This window comes from Pseudomonas cavernae (assembly GCF_003595175.1).
Classification (GTDB): domain Bacteria; phylum Pseudomonadota; class Gammaproteobacteria; order Pseudomonadales; family Pseudomonadaceae; genus Aquipseudomonas; species Aquipseudomonas cavernae.
In genome coordinates this window covers 4,102,079-4,124,410 of the sequence record NZ_CP032419.1, presented here as the reverse complement: position 1 = coordinate 4,124,410, position 22,332 = coordinate 4,102,079, and the positions used below count along the sequence as shown (strand labels likewise).

Below are 22,332 nucleotides of genomic sequence, written 5' to 3'. Positions count from 1 at the left end.
GAATGTAAGGACTTGGTAAATTCGGCGAATGCGAATTTGTATCAATTGCAAATGTGTCCTTATTGAAATAACTTCCGCCGCCTTTGCAATCCCAAGGGGAGGGAAGCGTCATGTTTTGCACGTCCACGGAAACCACAGTCTCCTCGCCGCGTCTGCTTGCCACGGCAATCGGCGTCGCCATTTCCACCCTGTCCGCCGCGCCGCTGGCGCAGGCCGCCGATGCCGCTGCCGCGAAGAAGCAGAGCGTGTCGCTGGATGCCACCAGCGTGGTTGGCGAGCAGGCGGAAGGGACCAGCTATCAGGTCGAGAAGGCGCAGTCGTCGAAATACACCGCGCCATTGGTGGATACCCCGCGCTCGGTCACCGTGGTGCCGCAGCAAGTGCTGAAAGACACCGCTGCAGTTTCCCTGCAAGACGCGCTGCGCACCGTGCCAGGCATCACCATGGGCGCCGGTGAGGGTGGTAACCCGCAGGGCGACCGGCCGTTCATTCGTGGCTTCGACGCGCAGGGCGATACCTACCTGGATGGCGTGCGCGACGCCGGTGCGCAGACCCGCGAGATCTTTGCCGTGGAGTCGATCGAGGTCAGCAAGGGCCCGAACTCCTCCATGGGCGGTCGCGGCTCGGCCGGTGGCAGCATCAACCTGGTGAGCAAGAAGGCCCACCTCGGCAATTCCTTCGATGGCGGTTTTACCTGGGGATCCGACCAGACTCAGCGCTACACCCTGGATGGCAATTACCAGTTCACCGATACCGCCGCGGGCCGTCTCAACCTGATGAGCCACGAGAGCAACGTGGCGGGGCGTGACAAGGTCAACTACGACCGCTGGGGCATCGCACCGTCGCTGGCCTTCGGGCTGGGTACACCGACCCGGGTGAACCTCGACTTCTACCACATGGAAAGCAACGACCTGCCCGATTCGGGGATCCCCTATGGTTACTCCGTGGGTACCACGCATACCGCGGCGAGCCCGGACAAACCCACCGACGGCGGCGACAGCAGCAATTTCTATGGCCTGACCAACCGCGACTTCCGCAAGACCCGCGCGGACATCGCCACCTTCGCCATCGAGCACGACCTCAACGATTCGCTGACCATCAAGAACACCCTGCGCCACGGCAACAGCATGCAGGACTACATCCTGACCCAGCCGGACGATAGCAAGGGCAACGTGCGCAACGGCTCGCTGTGGCGCCGCGCCAACAGCCGCGTCGGCAATACCGCGACCACCACCAACCAGACCGATCTGTTCGGCGAATTCCAGCTGGCCGGCTTCAATAACAGCTTCTCGACCGGCATCGAGTTCAGCCGCGAAGAATCGGACCGTTCCAGTTACACGGTGAACACCGATACCACGCCGCGGACTCCGATCACCGCCGCAGTGCCTTCCAGCACCAACTGCACCCTGGCCACAATCGGCGCGCCCAGCGGCTACAACTGCACCTCGCTGAGCAATCCCAACCCGGACGATCCGTGGAACGGCAGTGTCGCGCGCAACTATCTGGGCACCGACACCACTGCCGATACCCGCTCCATCTATGGCTTCGACACCATTGAGCTGGATCCGCAGTGGCTGCTCAACCTCGGCCTGCGCTACGACAGTTTCGATACGGACGCCAAGACCACCGCGGCGACCGGCGTGACCAAGCTCTCCAACGACAGCAATTTCTGGAACGGCCAGATCGGCCTGGTCTGGAAACCGCGCGAGAACGGCAGCGTCTACGTGTCCTACGCCACCTCGTCGACGCCGCCCGGCGCGATGATCGGCGAAGGCACCGACGGCAACCCGCTGACTGCGTCCACGGTGAACAACGAACTGGAGCCGGAAGACACCAAGAACTACGAGCTGGGGACCAAGTGGGACGTGCTCGACAATCGCCTGTCGCTGACTGCAGCGATCTTCCGTACCGAGAAGGACAACGCGCGCATCCAGATTGACGCCAACACCTTCCAGAACGCTGGCACGACGCGGGTTGACGGCATCGAGCTGAGCGCCACCGGCAAGCTGACCGACAAGTGGCAAGTGTTCGCTGGCTACAGCTACCTCGACAGCGAACTGGTCGATGGCGGCAACCTGAATATCGGCACCACCGCCGCGCCGATCTTCGTGACCAACACCAGCAACGGCAACGAAATCCCCAACGTGCCGAAGAACAGCTTCAGCCTGTGGACCACCTACGAGCTCATGCCGAAGCTGACCGTCGGCGGCGGTGCGTTCTACGTCGACGATGTGTGGGGCAACGTCGCCAACACCCTGTACGTCGAGTCCTACTGGCGCTACGACGCAATGGCCAGCTACCAGCTGACCAAGAACGTCGACCTGCAGCTGAACGTGCAGAACCTCACCGACGAGGTCTACTACGACAAGGCCTTCACCAGCCACTTCGCCAACCAGGCGGCCGGGCGTACCGCGTTGTTCAGCACCAACGTGCACTTCTAACGCGAGTTGATACACAAGCCCCGCCAGGCAGCATGTCTGGCGGGTTTTTTCATTTTTGTGGCGTTGAGTAAGCATTCGGTAAAGGCTCCCAAGTGCAAGAAGTTCTCAAATAGAATTTGCACCGTCCTGTTATGTCGGCAGGACAGATCAAGGTGAAGGCGTCGTGTTCAAGAAAATCCTCTTCCAACTGCACTGGTTCTTCGGCATCACCGCCGGTCTGGTCCTCGCCCTGATGGGCGTGACCGGCGCCCTCTACAGCTTCGAGGGCGAGATCATGCGCGCGCTCAACCCGGACACCCTGCGCGTCCAGGTCCGTGAGTCCGGCGTGCTGCCGCCGGCCGAGCTGGTGCCCAAGCTCGAGGCGGCGGCCGGCAAGACGGTGTCCGGGCTGTGGGTCGACCCCCGCGGCGACAGCGCCGCGCGAGTGTTCTTCACCCCGCCCGCGGGCGAGCGGCGCGGGCCGATGCGTTATTTCGATCCCTACAGCGGTGAACTGCTCGGTGAGCCCACGGGCCAGCAGTTCTTCGAGCTGATGCTGCAGCTGCACCGCTTCCTCGCCATGGGCGAGACCGGCAAGCAGATCACCGCCGCCAGCACCCTGGCGCTGCTGTTCTTCTGCCTGTCCGGGCTGTACCTGCGCTGGCCGCGCCAGGCCGGCAACTGGCGCGCCTGGCTGACCCTGGACTGGGCGCGCAAGGGCCGCAGCTTCAACTGGGACCTACACGCGGTGGCCGGCACCTGGTGCCTGCTGTTCTACCTGCTGGCCGCCGTGACCGGCCTGTATTGGTCCTACGACTGGTATCGCGAGGGGCTGAACAAGCTGCTCGCCGATGCGCCGGCCGGCGAACAGCGCGGCAAGCCCGGCGAGCGTCGCGGCGAGGGCCGCCAGGGCGGGCGCGGCATGCCGGCGCCGTCCGGGCCGCCGCTGGTGGTCGACTATGCGGCAGTGTGGCAGAGCATCCAGACTGCCGCCGGGCCGCAGATGACCGCCTACAACCTGCGCCTGCCGCCGGTCGGCGGGCAACCGGCGACGGTGTTCTACCTGCTCGCCGATGCCGAGCACCCGCGCGCGCTCAACCAGATCCAGCTCGACCCGGCCAGCGGCCAGGTCGCCCGCCACGAGCGCTACGCCGACAAGAGCTTCAAGGCGCAGCTGCTGACCAGCGTCTATGCCTTGCACGTCGGCGAATACTTCGGCCTGCCCGGGCGCATCCTGATGCTGCTCGCCAGCGCGGCGATGCCGCTGTTCGCCATCACCGGCTGGCTGCTGTATCTCGACCGCCGGCGCAAGAAGCGCGCGATCCGCGCGGCGCGTGGCGATGTCCGCAGCGACGGTGAGGGTTGGCTGATCGGTTTCGCCAGCCAGAGTGGCCTGGCCGAGCAGCTGGCCTGGCAGGCCGCCGGCCAGCTGCAGGCCGCCGGTCAACCGGTGCAGGTGCGGCCGCTGGCCAAGCTGGACGCGCAGGGCCTGCGCCAGGCGCACAAGGCGCTGTTCGTGGTCAGCACCTTCGGCGATGGCGAGTCGCCGGACAGCGCCCGCGGCTTCGAGCGCCAGTTGCTCGGCCGCGAGCTCGGCCTGGGCCACCTCAGTTACGCCGTGCTCGCCCTCGGTGATCGCCAGTACCAGGACTTCTGCGGCTTCGCCCGCCGCCTGCACGACTGGCTCGGTCGTCAGGGCGCCAGCAGCCTGTTCGCCCCGGTGGAGGTGGACAGCGGCGATGCCGCGGCGCTCGACGCCTGGCAGCGCCAGCTTGGCCAGCTCAGCGGCGTGGCCCTGCAGGTGCCGGCCGAACGGCCCTTCGCTGCCTGGCGCCTGCTCGGTCGCGCCTGCCTGAACCCTGGCAGCGCCGGCGCGCCGACCTATCTGCTGCGTCTGCAGGCGCCGGCCGGCGCCGACTGGCAGGCCGGCGACCTGCTCGAAGTACTGCCGCGCAACCGGGCCGAACTGGGCGCGCGCGACTACTCGATCGCCTCGTTGCCTGCGGACGGCGCGCTGGAGCTGATCGTGCGTCAGGAGCGGCATGCCGACGGCCGCCTCGGCCTCGGCTCCGGCTGGCTAACCCGCGAGGCAGGGCTGGGCGACGAGTTGCTAGCCCGGGTGCGGCGCAACAGCGCCTTCCATGCCCCGGAAGACGACCGTCCGCTGCTGCTGATCGGCAACGGCAGCGGCCTGGCGGGTCTGCGCGCCCTGCTCAAGGCGCGCATCGCCGCCGGACAGTCGCGCAACTGGCTGCTGTTCGGCGAGCGCAACGCCGCCCACGATTTCTACTGCCGCGATGAGCTGCAGGGCTGGCTGGCGGATGGATCCTTGGCGCGCCTGGATCTGGCCTTCTCCCGCGATCAGGCGCAGAAGCGCTACGTGCAGGACGATCTGCGCCAAGCCGCTGCTGAGCTGTGCAACTGGGTGGCTGACGGCGCGGCGATCTATGTCTGCGGCAGCCTCGAAGGCATGGCCGCTGGCGTCGACCAAGTGCTGCGCAAAGTGCTGGGCGATGTCGCCGTCCAGCAATTGACCGAGGAAGGCCGTTACCGCCGCGACGTCTATTGAGTCGTAGGATGGGTTGAGCCTGCGATACCCATCGAAACGCCATGATGGGTATCGCTACGCTCAACCCATCCTACGGGCTGTGGTTTCCGTACGCCGTAGGGTGGAAAACCGCGCAGCGTTTTCCACCAAAAGCCGGTGGATGTGCAAAGCGCCATCCACCCTACGAAACTGTAGGAGCCCGCCCGCTCGCTGGCGATGCGCTTGTGTGGTCGCTGATCGCCAGCCAGCTCCTACAACCGCGCTGCGGTGAATTCCGCCATAATTCTCCCCATGACTACCCGCATTCTTCTCAACTGCGACATGGGCGAAAGTTTCGGCGCCTGGCGCATGGGCGACGACGCCCATGCCATGCCGCTGATCGATCAGGCCAACCTGGCTTGCGGCTTTCACGCCGGCGACCCGCTGACCATCCAGCGCACCGTCGCCCTGGCGGTGCAGCACGGGGTGAGCATCGGCGCCCACCCGTCCTACCCCGACCTGGCCGGCTTCGGTCGCCGCCACCTGGCCTGCTCGGCGGAGGAAGTGGAGGCCCTGGTGCTCTACCAACTCGGCGCGCTGGACGCCTTCTGCCAGGCCGCCGGCACCCAGCTTGCCTACGTCAAGCCGCATGGCGCGCTGTACAACGACCTGGTGCGCGACGACGAGTTGCTCGACGCGGTGTTGCGCGCCTGCGCCAGTTTCCGCCGGGACTTGCCGCTGATGGTCCTGGCCCTGGCCGACAACAGCCGCGAGCGGCGCCTGGCCGCGGCGGTCGGCGTGCCGCTGTTGTTCGAAGCCTTCGCCGACCGCGCCTACCTGGCTGACGGCCAGCTGGCGCCGCGGCGCCTGGCCGGGGCGGTGCACCAGGACCCCGAGCGGACTCTCAGCCAGGCCCTGAGCATCGCCCGTGGTCAGCCGTTCGCCGATCTCGACGGTAAGCCCTTGCAGCTCCAGGCCGACAGCCTCTGCGTGCATGGCGACAACCCCGAGTCACTGGCCGTGCTGCGCCGCCTGCGCGCGCAACTGGACGCCGCATGATCCGCCTGGAGCCGGCCGGGGCCGAGGCCCTGTTGCTGGTGCTGGCCGAGGCGCCGGACGTGCATCTGCCGCAACGCATCGCCGCGCTGGCCGAACATGTCCGCCGTGAGCTGGGGCCGCTGCTCACCGACCTGGTGCCCGGCTGGACCACCTTGCTGCTGCACTACGACCTGTTGCGTACCGACCATGTGCAACTGGCCGAGCGCCTGACCCCGCTGCTGGAACGCTGGATGGCCGAACCGCCGGCCGCCACACCGGCGCGGCTGCACGAGATACCGGTGTGGTACGCCGGCGCGGACCTGGCCGAAGTGGCCAGCGCCTGTGGTCTGAGCATCGGCCAGGTGATCGAGCTGCACAGTGCCACCGAGTACCGCGTCGGCGCCATCGGCTTCGCCCCGGGCTTTGCCTATCTCGGCGAACTGCACCCGCGCCTGGTTTTGCCGCGCCACGCCACGCCACGCACGCGGGTGCCGGCCGGCAGCCTGGCCATCGCCGAACGGCAGACGGCGATCTATCCGCAGGCCTCGCCCGGTGGCTGGCATCTGCTCGGTCTGTGCCCCTGGACGCTGTTCGATGTGCACGCGACGCCGCCCTGTCCGCTGGCCGTGGGTGATCGAGTGCGTTTCCTGCCCATCGACGAGGCCACTTACCGCGCCGCAGGCGGCCAGTCGTGAGTGGCCTGCTGGTGCTCAGGCCGGGGCCGCTGAGCCTGTTGCAAGACGGCGGCCGGCACGGCTGGCAGCATCTCGGCGTGTCGCCGAGCGGAGCGCTGGATTGGCATGCCGCGGCCTGGGCCAATCGCCTGTTGGACAACCCCTGGGGCACGCCGTTGCTGGAGATCGCCCTGGGCGATGTGGAGTTGCAGAGCCGGGTCGATACCTGGCTGGCACTGACCGGAGCCGAGTTGCCGGCCACTGTCGATGGCGTGCCGCTGCCGGCTTGGTCGCGCTTTCCGCTGCGCGCCGGCCAGCGCCTCAAGCTGGGTTTTGCCCGCAGCGGCCAGCGTGCCTACCTGGCGGTGGCGGGTGGCTTTCGCGTCAGCCTGGTGCTCGACAGTGTCAGCACCCAGGTGCGTGAAGGCCTGGGCGGTTTGGCAGGGCAGGGCGCCAAGCTGGCCACCGGCGATCTGCTGCCCTGTGCGGCGGCCAGTTTCGAGTGCACGGCCAGCGTACCCTGGCCCTACCAGCCGGACTATCGCGTGGCGCCATTGCTGCGGGTGATCACCGGTGGCGATGCGCTGGAGTTCGCCGCCGAGCAGCTGCGGGCCTTCTTTAGCCAGGGTTGGCGGCTCAGCCCACAGTCCGATCGCATGGGCGCGCGCCTGCAGGGCGAGCCGCTACAGGCGCCGCAGCGGCAGTGGTCCCTGGGCATGAGCCGCGGCGCCATCCAGGTGCCGCCGGACGGCCAGCCGATCATCCTCCTGGCCGACCACCAGACCATGGGCGGTTATCCCGTGCTCGGCTGGCTGCACCCGCTCGATCTCAACCGCCTGGCGCAATGCCCGGCACAGCAGAGGCTGCGCTTCACCCAGGTGAGCATCGCCGACGCCCAGGCGGAACTGCGCGAGTTCTATCGGTTCTTCGGCCGCCCGTAGGCAGCACCGCTTTTCACCCCTCACCCCAGCCCTCTCCCGGAGGAAGAGGGCGTTGTCCGTCAGGCGTTGATCGTCTCGGCATGGTGGCAGGCCACCTGCCGCGCATCCAGCAGGCGCAGTTCCGGCACTTCGACCCGGCAGCGCTCGGTCGCATAGGGGCAGCGCTTGTGGAAGGCGCAGCCGGGCGGCGGGTCGAGGGGGTTGGGCAGTTCGCCGACAATCTTGATCTTCGGCTTCAGCTGATCGGGATGGATCGTCGGGGTCGCCGACAGCAGCGCCTGGGTGTAGGGGTGCAGCGGGCGGGCATAGATGCGCGCGCTGGAGCCGATCTCCACCGGGCGGCCGAGGTACATCACCAGCACCTCGTTGGCCACGTGGCGGACCACCGCCAGGTTGTGGGAGATGAACACGTAGGCGGTGCCGTACTGCTCTTGTAAGTCCATAAACAGGTTGAGCACCTGGGCCTGGATCGACACGTCCAGCGCCGAGGTCGGTTCGTCGGCCACCAGCACCTTGGGATTGAGCATCATCGCCCGCGCCAGGGCGATGCGCTGGCGCTGGCCGCCGGAGAACATGTGCGGGTAGCGCTGGTAATGCTCGGGGCGCAGGCCGACCTGCTGCATCATCGCCTGCACCCGCTCGCGGCGCTCGGCGCGCGACAGCGGGGTGTTGATCAGCAGCGGCTCGGCCAGCTGGTCGCCGATCTTCTGCCGCGGGTTGAGCGAGGCGTAGGGGTTCTGGAACACCATCTGCACGTCGCGGCGCAGCTGCTTGCGCTCGGCCTTGCTGGCGCCGGTGACCTCCTGGCCGGCGATCTGCAGCGAGCCGGAAGTCGGTTGCTCGATCAGGGTCAGGGCGCGCGCCAGGGTGGATTTGCCGCAGCCGGATTCGCCGACCACCGCCAGGGTCTTGCCCGCCGTCAATTCGAAGGACACGCCATTCAGCGCGCGCACCGTGGCGTGCGGCTTGAACAGGCCGCGGGAGATTTCGTAGTGGCGGGTCAGCTCGCGGGCGGTGAGCACCACTTCGGGGGTCGGTACACCGGTCATCGGGCCTCCTCGCTGAGGTTGAGCGGATAGAAGCAGCGCACCGCGCCATGGGCGTGGGCGTCCAGAGTCGGACGCTGGGCGTGGCAGTGGGCCTGCGCATAGGGGCAGCGCGGTGCCAGCAGGCAGCCGTGCGGGCGGTCGTAGCGGCCGGGGACTATGCCGGGCAGGGTCGACAGCCGGCGGTCGCCCAGGCAGTGCTCGGGAATCGACTTGAGCAGCGCCTCGGTATAGGGGTGGGTCGGCGCGTCGAACAGGCGCGGCACCTCGCCGATTTCCACCGCCTGGCCGGCGTACATCACGCACACGCGCTGGGCGGTTTCCGCGACCACGGCGAGGTCGTGGGTGATCAGCACCAGGGCCATGCCCCGGTCGCGCTGCAGGTCGAGCAGCAGATCCATGATCTGCGCCTGGATGGTCACGTCCAGCGCGGTGGTCGGTTCGTCGGCGATCAGCAGCTTGGGTTCGGCGGCGATCGCCATGGCAATCGCCACGCGCTGGCTCATGCCGCCGGAGAGCTGGTGCGGGTAGGCCCGCAGGCGGCTGGCGGCGGCCGGGATCTCCACCCGCTCGAGCAGTTCCAGGGCGCGCTGGCGGGCGGCCTGGCCCTTGAGGCCGAGGTGCTGGCGCAGCACTTCCTCGATCTGGAAACCCACGGTATAGCTGGGGTTGAGCGCGCTCATCGGGTCCTGGAAGATCATCGCCAGGTCCTTGCCGACTATGTGCCGGCGCTGCCTGCCCTTGAGGCGCAGCATGTCGGTGCCGTCGAACCGCAGGGCGTCCGCCGTCACCCGGCCGGGCGGGTCGATCAGGCCGAGCAGGGCGAGCATGGTCACCGACTTGCCGGAGCCGGACTCGCCGACTATGGCCAGCACCTCGCCCTGGTCGACGCTGAGGTCGAGGCCGTCGACCACCGGCACGGCGCTGGCGTCGCCGAAGCGCACGCTGAGGTTTTGGATATCGAGGAGGCTCATCAGGGCGTTCTCTTATGCACGGACTGCCCCCTCGCCCATTCATGGGAGAGGGCTGGGGAGAGGGCGGCTGGCGACTCAGGCGCCGGTTTGCCCTCTCCCCCGGCCCCTCTCCCGTAAACGGGAGAGGGGGGGTAGCCCGGATGCAATCCGGGACTTTGGGGCCTGGTTCCCCCGGATTGCATCCGGGCTACTCGACTGTTCATCCCTGGCACCTCACTGGACATTCTTCAGGCGCGGGTCGAGCGCGTCGCGCAGGCCGTCGCCCATCAGGTTGATCGCCAGCACGCTGAGCAGGATGGTCAGGCCGGGCAGCGACACCACCCACCAGGCGCGCTCGATGTAGTCGCGCGCCGAGGCCAGCATGGTGCCCCACTCGGGCGTCGGCGGCTGCACACCGAGGCCGAGGAAGCCCAGCGCGGCGGCATCGAGAATGGCCGAGGAGAAGCTCAGGGTGGCCTGCACGATCAGCGGCGCCATGCAGTTGGGCAGCACGCTGACGAACATCAGGCGCATTGGGCCCGCTCCCGCCAACTGCGCGGCGGTGACGTAGTCGCGGGTCAGTTCGCTCAGCACCGCGGCGCGGGTCAGGCGCACGTAGGACGGCAGCGACACCACGGCGATGGCGATCACCGTGTTGATCAGCCCGGGGCCGAGGATGGCGACGATGGCCACCGCCAGCAGCAGCGCCGGCAGGGCCAGCATGATGTCCATCAGGCGCATGATCGCCGGGCCGAGCAGGCGCGGGAAGAAACCGGCGACCAGGCCGAGCAGCACGCCGGGCAGCAGCGACAGCACTACCGAGCTCAGGCCGATCAGCAGCGACAGGCGCGCGCCGTGGATCAGCCTGGAGAGCAGGTCGCGGCCGAGCTCGTCGGTGCCGAGCAGGAACTGCGCCTGGCCGCCCTCCAGCCAGGCCGGCGGGGTGAGGAGGAAGTCGCGGAACTGCTCGCTGGGATCGTGCGGGGCGAGCCACGGCGCGAACAGCGCGCAGATCAGGATCAAGAGCATGAAGGCCAGCCCGCCGACGGCGCCCTTGTTATGCGCGAAGGCCTGCCAGAACTCCTTCAACGGCGAGGGGTAGAGCAGGGCCTGATCGGTCACCGCAGAAGTCATCGCAGGGTCTCCCGATCGAAGCTGAAACAGCCCGGTGCAACCCGTGTTTGCGCGGCGCTGCGGGCCCTTGTAGGCGCGGATTTATCCGCGAAGCTAGGCCACGCGGTGGCGGCCTGATCGCGAATGAATTCGCTCCTACATAGAGCGGTTTGGCGTGGCTGGATGGGCATGCGACGCTCCTCAGCGCTGATGGCGAATGCGCGGGTTGACCAGGCCGTAGAGGATATCCACGACGAAGTTGACCAGGATCACCAGGCAGGCGATCAGCAGGATGCCGTTCTGCACCACTGGGTAGTCGCGCGCGCCGATCGCCTCGATCAGCCATTTGCCGATGCCCGGCCAGGAGAAGATGGTCTCGGTCAGCACCGCGCCGGAGAGCAGCGCGCCGACCTGCAGGCCGAACACCGTGATGACCGGGATCAGCGCGTTGCGCAGGCCATGCACGAACACCACCCGCGCCGGCGACAGGCCCTTGGCGCGGGCGGTGCGGATGTAGTCCTCGCGCAGCACTTCGAGCATCGCCGAGCGGGTCATCCGTGCGATCACCGCCAGCGGGATGGTGCCGAGCACGATGGCCGGCAGGATCAGGTGTCTGAGGGCGTCGACGAAGGCGCCTGGTTCTTCCGAGAGCAGCGTATCGATGAGCATGAAGCCGGTCCGCGGCTCGATGTCGTAGAGCAGGTCGATGCGCCCGGACACCGGCGTCCAGCCCAGCCACACGGAGAAGAACATGATCAGCAGCAGACCCCACCAGAAAATCGGCATCGAATAGCCGGCCAGGGAGATGCCCATCACCCCGTGATCGAACAGTGAGCCGCGCTTCAGCGCGGCGATCACCCCGGCCAGCAGGCCTAGGGTGCCGGCGAACAGCAGGGCGGCGATGGCCAGTTCCAGGGTGGCCGGGAACAGGGCGAGGAATTCGCTCCATACGCCTTCGCGGGTGCGCAGCGATTCACCGAGGTCGCCCTGGGCGAGCTGGCCGATGTAATCGAGGTACTGCGCGGCCAGTGGCTTGTCGAGGCCGAGGCGGTGCATGGCTTCGGCGTGCATCTGCGGGTCGACCCGGCGTTCGCCCATCATCACTTCCACCGGGTCGCCGGGGATCAGGCGAATCAGCGCGAAGGTCAGCAGGGTGACGCCGAAGAAGGTCGGAATCAGCAGTCCCAGCCGGCGGGCGATAAAGGACAGCATGGTGACGGCTACTCCAGTCATGTGGGGCGGATTAGCGCAGCCTAATCCGTCAATGGTTGGCTGGCGACTCTCCTGGCGCGGCGGTGGATTACGCCGCTGCGCGGCTAATCCACCCTAGGGGTTATGGTCGACCGCGGGCGGCGGCGATTGTCGCCTAACTCTGGCGAAATTGTTCGAGCCGAGCGGGCTCATGCGCAAGCCCTCGACCTCCGGGCTGAACAGGATGAACAGCTTCGGATGGGCGAGGGGAATCCACGGTGCCTGCTCGTGGAAGATTTCCAGGGCCTGACGATACAGCGCGGCGCGTTCGCCCTGTTCGCGGCTTTGCCGGGCCTGGCGGATCAGCGCGTCGAATTGCGGGTTGCACCAGCCGGCCTGATTCTCTCCGCTCTTGGCCGCGGCGCAGGACAGGTTGGGGGTGAGGAAGTTGTCCGGATCGCCGTTGTCGCCGACCCAGCCCATGAACACCAGATCGTGCTCGCCGTGCTTGGCGCGCTTGATCAGCTCGCCCCACTCGTAGACGCGGATCTGGGCCTGGATGCCGATGGCGGCGAGGTCGGCCTGCAGCATCTGCGCGCCGATGCCGGGGTTGGGGTTGGTCGGCCCGCCGCCGGGGCGGGTCCAGATCGACAGCTTCAAGCCGCTCGCGTGCCCGGCTTCGGCCAGCAGGCGCTTGGCGCGTGCGGGGTCGTGCGGCCAGGGCGCGATCGCGCCGTTGTAGCCGAGCAGGCTCGGCGGGTAGGGGTTCACCGCCGGGCTGGCGGCGCCCTCGCCGTACTGGGCGCGGATATAGGCCTGCTTGTCGAAGGCGAGGTTGATGGCCTGGCGCACGCGCACGTCATCCAGCGGCGGATGACGGGTGTTGAGGGCGACGTAGGCGATCATCAGCGCCTCCTGCTCGCCCAGGCGCAGCTTGGGCTCCTGGCGCAGCGCCGGCACATCGGTGGGCTTGGGGTACAGCGCCACCTGGCAGGCGCCGGCCTTGACCTGCTGCACGCGCACGTTGGGATCGGGGGTGATGGCGAACAGCAGCTTGTCGAGCGGCGGCTTGCCGGCCCAGTAGTCCGGGTTGGCGCGATAGCGGATCTGCGCGTCCTTGGCGTAGCGCTCGAAGACGAACGGACCGGTGCCGACCGGCTGGCTGTTGAGCCGTTCGGGCGTGCCGGCCTGCAGCAGCTGTGCGGCGTATTCGGCCGAGTAGATCGAGGCGAAGCCCATCGCCAGGTCGGCGAGGAATGGCGCCTCGGGGTGCTTGAGGACGAAGCGCACGTGCTGGGCGTCGAGCTTGTCGATGCGCGCGATCAGCTGCCCGAGGGCCATCGACTCGACATAGGGAAAACCGCGCGGCGACAGCGTGTGCCAGGGGTGCTGCGGGTCGAGTTGGCGCTGGAAACTCCACAGCACGTCGTCGGCGTCGAACGGCCGACTCGGGGTGAACCAGGGCGTGTGATGGAACTGCACGCCAGCGCGCAGGCGGAAGGTGTAGCTCAAACCATCGGCGGAGATTTCCCAGCTTTGCGCCAGCGCCGGCACGATCCGCGTGGTGCCGGGGGCGAACTGCACCAGGCGGTCGAACAGCGTCTCCGCGGCGGCATCGGCAGTGGTGGCGGCGGTGTACTGGACGATGTCGAAGCCTTCCGGCGCCGCTTCCGTGCACACCACCAGGGACTGCCCGGCCCACAGCTGCAGGGGCAGACACAGCGCCAGGCACAGCAAACTTCGGGGCATGGGCAATCCTTGCGGGTGTTGGCGCAGGGCGCTAAGGGTGGGTCGTCGCCTGCAACGCGTAGGGTGGGTTAGCCGAAGGCGTAACCCACCAACCAGGCCGTCAGGTCGGCAACCCCTCGTGCCATCGATGGTGGGTTACGACGCTGCGCGGCTAACCCCCGGTACTTGTCTCCGTCCAGGCTTATTTGCCGAGACTGACGCCGTAGAAGGCGTTCAGCGCGAACGGGCTGATCTTGAAGTCCTGCACGTTCTTGCGCATCGGCTGGTACACCGTGGAGTGGGCGATCGGGGTGATCGGCACCCGTTCCTTGAGGATGTGCTGGGCCTGCTTGTACAGCTCGATGCGTTTGGCCTGCTCGGAGGTGGCCTTGGCTTCCTTGATCAGCTTGTCGTAGAGGGGGTCGCACCACTTGGAGAAGTTGTTGCCGGCCACCGCGTCGCAGCCGTAGAGGGTGCCCAGCCAGTTGTCCGGGTCGCCGTTGTCGCCGCTCCAGCCGATCAGCATGGCGTCATGCTCGCCGCCCTTGGCGCGCTTGATGTACTCGCCCCATTCGTAGCTGACGATCTTCGCCTTGATGCCGATCTTGGCCCAGTCGGCCTGCAGCATCTCGGCCATCAGCTTGGCGTTGGGGTTGTACGGGCGCTGCACCGGCATGGCCCACAGGGTGATCTCGGTGCCTTCGGCCAGGCCGGCCTGCTGCAGCAGCACCTTGGCCTTGGCCGGGTTGTAGGCGGGATCCTTGATGGTCTCGTCGTAGGACCACTGGGTCGGCGGCATGCCGTTCACCGCCAGCTGGCCGGCGCCCTGGTAGACGGCGCCGATGATGGCTTGCTTGTTCACCGCCATGTCCAGCGCCTGGCGCACTTCGAGCTGGTCGAACGGCTTGTGGGTGACGTTGTAGGCGATATAGCCGAGGTTGAAGCCGGGCTGTGACGGCATGTTCAGCTTCGGATCTTTCTTCAGCGCTTCCAGGTCGGCCGGGCGGGGGAACAGGGTGACCTGGCATTCGCCGGCCTTGAGCTTCTGCATGCGCACCGAGGCGTCGGTGTTGATGGCGAAGATCAGGTTGTCGACTTTCACCTCGTCGGGGATCCAGTAGTCCTTGTTGGCGCTGAAGCGGATCTGCGCGTCCTTCTGGTAGCGCTTGAACACGAAGGGGCCGGTGCCGACCGGCTTCTGGTTGATGTCGGCGGCCTTGCCGGCTTTCAGCAACTGCTCGGCGTACTCGGCGGACTGGATCGAGGCGAAGCTCATCGCCAGGTTCTGGATGAAGGCGGCATCCACCTGGTTGAGGCTGAACTGCACTCTCAGGTCATCGACTTTCTCGACCTTGGCGATGTTGGCGTCCATGCCCATGTCGGTGAAGTAGGGGAATTCGGTGGGGTAGGCCTTACGGAACGGGTGGTTCTTGTCGAGCATGCGCTGGAAGGTGAACAGCACGTCGTCGGCGTTGAACGTGCGCGTCGGCTTGAAGTACTCGGTGGTGTGGAACTTCACGCCCGGGCGCAGGTGGAAGGTGTAGCGCTTGCCGTCGGTGGAAACTTCCCACTTCTCGGCCAGGCCGGGAATCACCGCGGTGCCGCCGCGCTCGAACTGGGTCAGGCGATTGAACACGGTTTCGGCGGAGGCGTCGAAGTCGGTGCCGGTGGTGTACTGGCCGGGGTCGAAGCCGGCGGGGCTGCCTTCGGAGCAGAACACCAGGGTGCTGGCGGCGTTGACGAGCGGCGCGCTGGCGAGCAGCCCGGCGGCAATCAACGCTTGGATGACGGCATTCTTGCGCATGTTCACCTCATCTTGTGGCGGTGAGCTTGAGGGCGGTCTTGCGAGAAGCCATGCAGGGCTATGCCGCCTGCAGGCGCTGTAGGGAATGAGTGTAGAAGCTGTAAATGACTGTCGCCGTGCGGCAACGCTGCCGACCGGGGCGCCGCCAGCCGTGGCGGCGCCCGGATTCGCTCAGGGCATCTGCACCTCGATGACACCATCGGCGTTGACCGTCACCTCGCTGGTGCCGGCCTCGATCTGCTGGGCCTCCATCTTGCCCATCGACATGGCCGCCGGCGCCGCATCCATGCGCTGCACCATCAACGGGCGGAAGCCGGCGCTGTTGAGGTTGAGGCTGACCAGCTTGTAGCCCTTGCCGCCGAGCGCCGCGGTGGCCAGCTGGGCGCGTTCCTGGAAGGCAGTCACGGCCTGCTTGAGCAAGGCGTCCTCGCTCTTCTTGCGGCTCGGTTTGGAAATGGCGAAGTCCATGCTGGCCATCTTCAGCTCGCCGAGCAGTTCGCCGGTGAGCTGCGACAGCGCGGCGAAGTCGGCGCTTTCCAGGCGCAGCTCGGCGCGTTCGCGCCAGCCGGTGATCTTCTGCCCGTCCTTGTCGTAGATCGGGTAGCTGTTGCGGCTGCCGAGGCTGACGCTGACCTTCTGCTCCTTGCGGGCCCGCTCCACGGCGCGGTTGAGGTTGGCGGTGACGGTCGCCGCGAGCTTGCCCGGATCGCTGTCCTGCGCCTCGCTGTAGAGGGTGACGTGCATCAGGTCGTGGGCGACGTCCTGGCTGACCTCGGCACGCAGGGCGATCTGGTTGTAGCGCAGCTCTTCGGCGTGCAGCGGCAGGCTGGCGAGGGTGGCGGCGCAGAGCGCCAGGGCGGCGGTCAGGCGGGTGAGAGTGGGCATAACGAACTCCTGTAATTGGGACTACCCGAGCTTAGACGGGGCGTTGGGACTGTCCGGGTTAACGCGGGTTCAATTCTTTTGGGTTTTTTCGCAGGGCTGGCGTGGTGCTGCCGGCTTGCCCGCTCCCCCGGTCCCTCGGCTTTGGCTTCCTGCGTCGCCCTATCTACTGCATCCATGCAGTCGTCTCCCATCAATAGTCGAGGGGGCGAGTGGTTCAGGGGGGTATCGATAGGACAGCCCGAGCGGCGCATGGGCCTATATGGTCGGGTTGCTCGCAGTCACCTCCTTACCAGCCCCCTCTCCCGTTTACGGGAGAGGGTTAGGGAGAGGGGCTGTTTGGCCCAATCGTCTGCGGCGCTTTGCCGCAGACGGGCGGCAGCTCCGGGGGCTTGGGTATACTCGTTCGAGACTCGGAGACCCTATGCTCGAACCCGCGCAACTGCTGTCCGCCAGCCACCAGAACCTCTGGCGCCTGACCCTGATCCGCATTCTGGTGCTGGCCGCCCAGGCCGGCTCGGTGGGTTTCGCCTACCGCTCCGGTTTCCTCGACCTGCCGTGGCTGGCATTGAGCGTCACCCTCGGCGTCTCGGCGGTGCTCTGCGGGTTGACCGCTCTACGGCTGCGCGGGCCATGGCCGGTCACCGAGCTGGAATACGCGGTGCAGCTGGCCTGCGACCTGATCATCCACAGCGTGCTGCTGTACTACTCGGGCGGCTCGACCAACCCCTTCGTCTCCTATTACCTGGTGCCGCTGACCATTGCCGCGGCGACCCTGCCGTGGTTCTACTCGGTGCTGCTTTCCGGCCTGGCCCTGGCCAGCTACACCCTGCTGCTGGTGTTCTACCACCCGCTGGAGATGCAGCTGATCGAGCGCGAGAAGCTGCTGATCTATGGCATGTGGCTGAGCTTCGCCATGGCCGCGGCGCTGATCACCTTCTTCGCCGCGAAGATGGCCGAGGAGCTGCGCCGCCAGGAGCAGGTGCGCGCGCAGCGCCGCGAGGAAGACCTGCGCGACCAGCAGCTGCTTGCCGTCGCCACCCAGGCCGCCGGCGCCGCCCACGAGTTGGGCACGCCGCTGGCGACCATGAGCGTGCTGATCAAGGAGCTGCGCCGTGAACACGCCGACCCGCTGCTGCAGGAAGACCTCGGTGTGCTGCAGGAGCAGGTGCGCCTGTGTAAGGACAGCCTGCAGCATCTGGTGCGCGCCGCCGAGGCCGACCGCCGCCAGGCGGTGGTCGAGCAGCCCGTGGTGCAGTGGCTGGAGAGCACGCTGAACCGTTGGCACCTGATGCGCCCGGAAGCCACCTACCGCTACCAGTGCCTCGGCCAGGGCACGGTGCCGCGCCTGCAGCCGCCGGCCGATCTGACCCAGTCGCTGCTCAACCTGCTCAACAACGCCGCCGATGCCTGCCCGGATAAGCTCGACATCCGCCTCGACTGGGATGCCGAGACGCTGGTGCTGAGCATCCGCGACCATGGCGTCGGGGTGCCGCTGGCGATTGCCGAGCAGATCGGCAAGCCGTTTATCACCACCAAGGGCGGCAAGGGCTTCGGTCTCGGCCTGTTCCTCAGTCAGGCCAGCGTGACCCGTGCCGGCGGTTCGGTGAAGTTGTATAACCATGAAGAGGGCGGCACGCTCACCGAGCTGCGCCTGCCCCGTTTGCCTTGAGGACACCTGCATGAGCGACGAGAGCAATCTGCCCGAGGGCGAAGAGCAGCCGCATCTGCTGCTGGTCGACGATGACGCCACCTTCACCCGCGTCATGGCGCGGGCCATGACCAGCCGCGGCCTGCGCGTCAGCGTCGCCAATTCGGCCGAAGAGGGGCTGGCCGTGGCCAAGGCCGACCTGCCCGACTACGCGGTGCTCGACCTGAAGATGGAAGGCGACTCCGGCCTAGTGCTGCTGCCGCAACTGCTGGCACTGGACGCCGAGATGCGCGTGGTGATCCTCACCGGCTATTCGAGCATCGCCACCGCGGTGGAGGCGATCAAGCGCGGCGCGGCCAACTACCTGTGCAAGCCGGCCGACGCCGACGACGTGCTCACCGCCCTGGTCTCCGAACACGCCGACCTCGACAGCCTGGTGCCGGAAAACCCCATGTCGGTCGATCGCCTGCAGTGGGAGCACATCCAGCGCGTGCTCGCCGAGCACGACGGCAACATCTCCGCCACCGCCCGCGCCCTGGGCATGCACCGGCGCACCCTGCAGCGCAAATTGCAGAAGCGCCCGGTACGCCGCTGAGATTCGGGAGCGGAGCTGCCGGTTTCCCGGATTGCATCCGGGCTACGGAGCGGTAGACGTAGGATGGGTTGAGCGCAGCGATACCCATCATCTGCCGCCCGACCCGCCGCGCGTTGGCTATCGCTGCGCTCAACGCCAACCTACAACAGCGGCGGGAACTCGATGCGGATCAGTAGCCCGCCCGCCGCGCCCTGATCCAGGCTGATGCTGGCCTGGTGGGCGCGGCAGATCTCGCCGACTATGGCCAGGCCGAGGCCCGCCCCGCCGCTCTGCGGCTGGCGCCGGTAGAAACGCTGGAACACCTTGTCGCGTTCCTCCGGCGGAATCCCCGGACCGTCGTCTTCCACTTCCAGGCGCGCCGGCGGCAACACCCGCAGTACCACGTTGCCGCCCGCCGGGGTGTGCGCCAGGGCGTTGTCCAGCAGGTTGCTGAGCAGTTCGTTGAGCAGCGTCGGCTCGCCGTGGATCCACACCGGCCGCTCGGCTTCCAGGGCCAGGGCGACGCCGCGCTGATGGGCCAGCGGCGCCAGCGCCAGGCCCAGCTCACGGGCCAGCTGGCTGAGGTCGAGACGCGCGGCGCCGCCTTCGGCGATGGCACGGGCGCCGTGTTCGATGCGTGCCAGCGACAGCAGCTGATTGGCCAGCTGGGTCAGGCGTTCGGTGTGCCGGCCGGCTTCCTCCAGGGTGCTGCGCCAGGCTTGCGGTTCGCTGCCGCGCAGGCCCAGCTCGAGGCGCGCCTTGAGCGCCGCCAGCGGCGTGCGCAGTTCATGGGCGGCATCGGCGATGAAGCGCGCCTGGCGCTCGAATTGCTCGCGCAGGCGTTCGGTGAAATGGTTGAGCGCCGCCACCAGCGGCTGCAGTTCGCGCTGCACCGCGACCGCCGGCAGCGGCCGCAGGTCGTCCGGCTGGCGCGCCTCGACCGCCCGGCGCAGGTGCTGCAGCGGCCGCAGTGCGGCGCTCACCGCCAGCCACACCAGCAGCAGCGCGGCGCCACCGAGCGCACCGAGGCGCCACAGGGTATCCAGCGCCAGTTCGCGGGCCATGCGCTCGCGCGCCTGGGCGGTCTCGGCCACGCGCACCTCGGCCATGCCATTGAGCTGTGGCTCGCTGATCGGTTGCAGCAGGCTGACCACGCGCACCTTCTGGCCCTGGTAGTCAGCATCGTAGAAGCGCGCCAGCGCCGGGTAGTCGCGGGTCAGCGGGGTCTTGGCGGGCGGCGCCGGCAGGTTCTCGTAGCCGGACACCCAGTGCTGCTGCGGGTCGCTGACCTGGTAGTAGAGACGCCCGGCGCTGTCGAAGGCGAAGGTGTCGAGCGCCGCGTAGGGCACCTCGGCCTGCAGCTTGCCGGCGCGCACCTGCAGGCCGGCGGCGATCGCCCGCGCGGTGGCCAGCAGGGTGCGGTCGTAGGCGGTGTCGGCGGCGCTGCGGCCGTTCCAGTAGGCGCTCAGGCCGCTGGCCAGGACCAGCAGCACCAGCAGCAGGGCCAGACGCCGCAGCAGGCCGCCGCGCAGGCTGCCAGCCCGCGTAGGCGGCGCCGCGAGCGTTTCATCCGGCTCAGGCATTGCGGGCTTCCAGCAGGTAGCCGAGGCCGCGGAAGGTGACGATCGCGACCTCGCTGCCTTCCAGCTTCTTGCGCAGGCGGTGCACGTAGATCTCGATGGCGTCCGGGCTGGCGTCCTGATCCAGGCCGAACACCTGGGCGGCCAGCTGTTCCTTGCTCAGCACCCGGCCGGGGCGGGCGATCAGCACTTCCAGCACCGCCTGCTCGCGCGCGGTGAGGCTGAGGAATTCGCCGGCGAGGCTGAAGCGCCGCGTGCCGAGGTCGTAGACCAGCGCGCCGCACTGCTGTTTCTGCTCGCCGCCGAGCAGGCTGCGCCGCAGCAGGGCCTTGACCCGCGCCTCCAGCTCGGCCAGCTCGAAGGGCTTGGCCAGGTAGTCGTCGGCGCCGAGGTTGAGGCCGTGCACGCGGTCCTTGACCTCGCCACGGGCGGTCAGCAGCAGCACCGGCAGGGTCTGGCCGCGACCGCGCAGGCGCGCCAGCACCTCGAAGCCGTCCAGCCGCGGCAGGCCGATGTCGAGGATCGCCAGGGCATACTCCTCGCTCTGCAGCGCCAGGTCTGCGGCCACCCCGTCGCCCAGCACGTCCACCGTCCAGCCGCCGCTCTTGAGTGCCGCGGCCACGCTGTCGGCCAGCGGCGGATGATCCTCGACCAGCAGGATGCGCATCGCGACTCCTCCCCAACCCGTTTCCAGGCAGTGTAACGGCTCGCCGCGGTGCCGGAGCCGCCGGCGGAGTTTCTTTCACGCTGAAAGCCGGCTGAAAGCTGGCGGTCTTAGGCTCGTGCCCGCGGTGGTCCGTGCGACCGCTGACGATGGGCCGCCGCCCAGGGTGGCGCCCCGCACCATAACAACAAGATCGGAGAACGCCCCATGTCTTCTGCCTCCCGGCAGCTCCCCGCGCGCGCCTGTATCAGCCTCGCTTGCAGTGTTTCCGCCTTCGCCCCGTTCAGTCAGGCGGCCTTTGTCGACGACGCCAGCGCGCGCCTGGAAGCGCGCAACATCTACTTCAACCGCGACTTCCGCGAGGGCACCGGCCAGTCCAGGCGCGAGGAGTGGGCCCAGGGCCTGATCCTCGACCTGCAGTCGGGTTTCACCGAGGGCAGCGTCGGCGTCGGCCTGGATGCCCTCGGCCAACTCGGCCTCAAGCTCGACTCCAGCCCCGACCGCACCGGCAGCGGCCTGTTGCCGACCCATGACGACGGCCGCGCGGCGGACGAATATTCCAAGCTCGGCCTGACCGCCAAGCTGCGCCTGTCGCAGAGCCTGTTGCGCTATGGCACGCTGATCCCCGACCTGCCGACCCTGCAGCCCAACGACGGGCGCATCCTGCCGCAGACCTTCTTCGGCACCCAGCTCGACTCGGCCGAGCTGGCCGGCCTGCAGTTCAGCGGCGGTCGCCTGAACCAGTTCACCGATCGCGACTCCAGCAACCGCGAAGACATCGCCCTGAACAACAAGAACGGCCGCTTCGCCAGCGCCGCCGCCGGCGAGCACTTCGACTTCGCCGGCGGCGATTACCAGTTCGCCGAAGGGCTCACCGCGCGCTACCACTTCGCCCGGCTGGACGAGGTGTACCGCCAGCAGTTCCTCGGCCTGCTCATTAGCCAGCCGCTCGGCCCCGGCGTGTTCGGCGCCGACCTGCGTCTGTCGCTCAGCGACGAGGACGGCGCGGCGCTCGGCGGCGAGGTCGACAACCGCGCCCTCAACGGCCTGCTCAGCTACACCCTGGGCGGCCACAAGCTGAGCCTGGCGGCGCAGAAGATGAGCGGCGATAGCGGCTTCGCCTACGTCGACGGCAGCGACCCCTACCTGGTCAACTTCGTGCAGATCAACGACTTCGCCAACGCCGACGAGCGTTCCTGGCAGGCGCGCTACGACTACGACTTCAAGGCCGTGGGCCTGCCCGGGCTGACGTTCATGAGCCGCTATGTGCAGGGCGACGATGCGCGCATCAGCGGCAGCAGCGCGCGCGGCGGCGAGTGGGAGCGCAACAGCGAGGTGAAGTACGTGGTGCAGAGCGGGCCGCTGAAGAACCTCTTCGTGCGGCTGCGCAACGCCACCTTCCGCAGCGACTTCGCCCGCGACGCCGACGAGACGCGGGTGATCGTCGGTTACAGCCTGGCGCTGTAGTCGCCACGAAGGCGCCGGGGAAGGCGGCATCCCTCTTGTAGGGGGAGGGCTGGTCGTAGGGTGGATGACGCTTTTTTCA

At 67.9% G+C, this 22,332-nt stretch carries 17 protein-coding genes; 8 read left to right on the top strand and 9 right to left on the bottom strand.

Going from position 1 to position 22,332, the window contains the following annotated elements:
• Positions 1–110 precede the first annotated feature (110 nt).
• From D3880_RS18750 to D3880_RS18730, 5 genes are all read left to right on the top strand, one after another.
• Positions 111–2,441, top strand: a complete 2,331-nt coding sequence (locus D3880_RS18750; protein ID WP_119894935.1) for a TonB-dependent receptor — start codon at positions 111–113, stop codon at positions 2,439–2,441.
• 163 nt (positions 2,442–2,604) lie between these two features.
• Positions 2,605–4,989, top strand: coding sequence for a PepSY domain-containing protein (locus D3880_RS18745; RefSeq protein ID WP_119894934.1), 2,385 nt, complete (start codon positions 2,605–2,607; stop codon positions 4,987–4,989).
• A gap of 270 nt (positions 4,990–5,259) precedes the next feature.
• Positions 5,260–6,006, top strand: a complete 747-nt coding sequence (locus D3880_RS18740; RefSeq protein WP_119894933.1) for a 5-oxoprolinase subunit PxpA — start codon at positions 5,260–5,262, stop codon at positions 6,004–6,006.
• On the top strand, positions 6,003–6,680 hold the full coding sequence (pxpB, locus tag D3880_RS18735) for a 5-oxoprolinase subunit PxpB (RefSeq protein ID WP_119894932.1): 678 nt from the start codon (positions 6,003–6,005) through the stop codon (positions 6,678–6,680). Before D3880_RS18740 ends, pxpB begins: the two co-directional genes overlap by 4 nt.
• Entirely contained in the window at positions 6,677–7,600 is a 924-nt protein-coding gene (locus D3880_RS18730; RefSeq protein WP_119894931.1) for a 5-oxoprolinase subunit C family protein, read from the top strand. The genes pxpB and D3880_RS18730 overlap by 4 nt, the downstream gene beginning before the upstream one ends.
• 59 nt (positions 7,601–7,659) lie before the next feature.
• On the opposite strand, the gene D3880_RS18725 is transcribed toward D3880_RS18730, so the two are convergent.
• The 7 genes from D3880_RS18725 to D3880_RS18695 form a co-directional block, all read right to left on the bottom strand.
• Positions 7,660–8,649 (bottom strand): peptide ABC transporter ATP-binding protein, encoded by a 990-nt coding sequence (locus D3880_RS18725; RefSeq protein WP_119894930.1) that lies wholly within the window; start codon positions 8,647–8,649, stop codon positions 7,660–7,662.
• Entirely contained in the window at positions 8,646–9,620 is a 975-nt protein-coding gene (locus D3880_RS18720; RefSeq protein ID WP_119894929.1) for an ABC transporter ATP-binding protein, read from the bottom strand. The genes D3880_RS18725 and D3880_RS18720 overlap by 4 nt, the downstream gene beginning before the upstream one ends.
• Before the next feature lie 213 nt (positions 9,621–9,833).
• A complete protein-coding gene (locus D3880_RS18715; RefSeq protein WP_119894928.1) occupies positions 9,834–10,733 on the bottom strand; it encodes an ABC transporter permease subunit in 900 nt (299 codons plus the stop codon).
• Positions 10,734–10,913: 180 nt separating this feature from the next.
• Complete coding sequence (locus D3880_RS18710) at positions 10,914–11,924, bottom strand: ABC transporter permease subunit (protein WP_119894927.1); 1,011 nt, start codon at positions 11,922–11,924, stop codon at positions 10,914–10,916.
• Between the two features lie 114 nt (positions 11,925–12,038).
• Positions 12,039–13,652, bottom strand: a complete 1,614-nt coding sequence (locus D3880_RS18705) for an ABC transporter substrate-binding protein (RefSeq protein WP_119894926.1) — start codon at positions 13,650–13,652, stop codon at positions 12,039–12,041.
• A gap of 181 nt (positions 13,653–13,833) precedes the next feature.
• Entirely contained in the window at positions 13,834–15,435 is a 1,602-nt protein-coding gene (locus tag D3880_RS18700) for an ABC transporter substrate-binding protein (RefSeq protein WP_119894925.1), read from the bottom strand.
• 171 nt (positions 15,436–15,606) lie between these two features.
• Positions 15,607–16,320: an SIMPL domain-containing protein gene (locus D3880_RS18695; protein WP_119894924.1), complete on the bottom strand. Its 714-nt coding sequence runs from the start codon at positions 16,318–16,320 to the stop codon at positions 15,607–15,609.
• A 421-nt stretch (positions 16,321–16,741) separates the two neighbouring features.
• Between D3880_RS18695 and D3880_RS18690 the strand changes: the two genes are divergently transcribed.
• Positions 16,742–17,989 (top strand): ATP-binding protein, encoded by a 1,248-nt coding sequence (locus tag D3880_RS18690; RefSeq protein WP_119894923.1) that lies wholly within the window; start codon positions 16,742–16,744, stop codon positions 17,987–17,989.
• 10 nt (positions 17,990–17,999) lie between these two features.
• Positions 18,000–18,563 carry a response regulator transcription factor gene (locus tag D3880_RS18685; protein WP_119894922.1) on the top strand — a complete coding sequence of 188 codons (564 nt, stop codon included), beginning with the start codon at positions 18,000–18,002 and terminating at the stop codon, positions 18,561–18,563.
• Positions 18,564–18,703: 140 nt separating this feature from the next.
• Here D3880_RS18685 and D3880_RS18680 read toward each other — a convergent pair whose 3' ends face one another.
• Together D3880_RS18680 and D3880_RS18675 are read right to left on the bottom strand one after the other, a co-directional pair.
• Entirely contained in the window at positions 18,704–20,125 is a 1,422-nt protein-coding gene (locus D3880_RS18680) for a sensor histidine kinase (RefSeq protein WP_119894921.1), read from the bottom strand.
• Entirely contained in the window at positions 20,118–20,789 is a 672-nt protein-coding gene (locus D3880_RS18675) for a response regulator (RefSeq protein WP_119894920.1), read from the bottom strand. Before D3880_RS18675 ends, D3880_RS18680 begins: the two co-directional genes overlap by 8 nt.
• A 204-nt stretch (positions 20,790–20,993) precedes the next feature.
• Here D3880_RS18675 and D3880_RS18670 point away from each other — a divergent pair, with 204 nt between their 5' ends.
• Positions 20,994–22,253: an OprD family porin gene (locus D3880_RS18670; RefSeq protein WP_119894919.1), complete on the top strand. Its 1,260-nt coding sequence runs from the start codon at positions 20,994–20,996 to the stop codon at positions 22,251–22,253.
• Positions 22,254–22,332: the final 79 nt, after the last annotated feature.

Excerpts from the sequence above, each read along its gene's own strand:
- D3880_RS18710 (WP_119894927.1), bottom strand. The coding sequence starts at position 11,924 with ATGCTGTCCTTTATCGCCCGCCGGCTGGGACTGCTGATTCCGACCTTC.
- D3880_RS18675 (WP_119894920.1), bottom strand. The coding sequence starts at position 20,789 with ATGCGCATCCTGCTGGTCGAGGATCATCCGCCGCTGGCCGACAGCGTG.
- D3880_RS18720 (WP_119894929.1), bottom strand. The coding sequence starts at position 9,620 with ATGAGCCTCCTCGATATCCAAAACCTCAGCGTGCGCTTCGGCGACGCC.
- pxpB (WP_119894932.1), top strand. The coding sequence starts at position 6,003 with ATGATCCGCCTGGAGCCGGCCGGGGCCGAGGCCCTGTTGCTGGTGCTG.
- D3880_RS18685 (WP_119894922.1), top strand. The coding sequence starts at position 18,000 with ATGAGCGACGAGAGCAATCTGCCCGAGGGCGAAGAGCAGCCGCATCTG.
- D3880_RS18740 (WP_119894933.1), top strand. The coding sequence starts at position 5,260 with ATGACTACCCGCATTCTTCTCAACTGCGACATGGGCGAAAGTTTCGGC.
- D3880_RS18690 (WP_119894923.1), top strand. The coding sequence starts at position 16,742 with ATGCTCGAACCCGCGCAACTGCTGTCCGCCAGCCACCAGAACCTCTGG.
- D3880_RS18700 (WP_119894925.1), bottom strand. The coding sequence starts at position 15,435 with ATGCGCAAGAATGCCGTCATCCAAGCGTTGATTGCCGCCGGGCTGCTC.
- D3880_RS18750 (WP_119894935.1), top strand. The coding sequence starts at position 111 with ATGTTTTGCACGTCCACGGAAACCACAGTCTCCTCGCCGCGTCTGCTT.
- D3880_RS18705 (WP_119894926.1), bottom strand. The coding sequence starts at position 13,652 with ATGCCCCGAAGTTTGCTGTGCCTGGCGCTGTGTCTGCCCCTGCAGCTG.
- D3880_RS18695 (WP_119894924.1), bottom strand. The coding sequence starts at position 16,320 with ATGCCCACTCTCACCCGCCTGACCGCCGCCCTGGCGCTCTGCGCCGCC.
- D3880_RS18680 (WP_119894921.1), bottom strand. The coding sequence starts at position 20,125 with ATGCCTGAGCCGGATGAAACGCTCGCGGCGCCGCCTACGCGGGCTGGC.
- D3880_RS18670 (WP_119894919.1), top strand. The coding sequence starts at position 20,994 with ATGTCTTCTGCCTCCCGGCAGCTCCCCGCGCGCGCCTGTATCAGCCTC.
- D3880_RS18725 (WP_119894930.1), bottom strand. The coding sequence starts at position 8,649 with ATGACCGGTGTACCGACCCCCGAAGTGGTGCTCACCGCCCGCGAGCTG.
- D3880_RS18715 (WP_119894928.1), bottom strand. The coding sequence starts at position 10,733 with ATGACTTCTGCGGTGACCGATCAGGCCCTGCTCTACCCCTCGCCGTTG.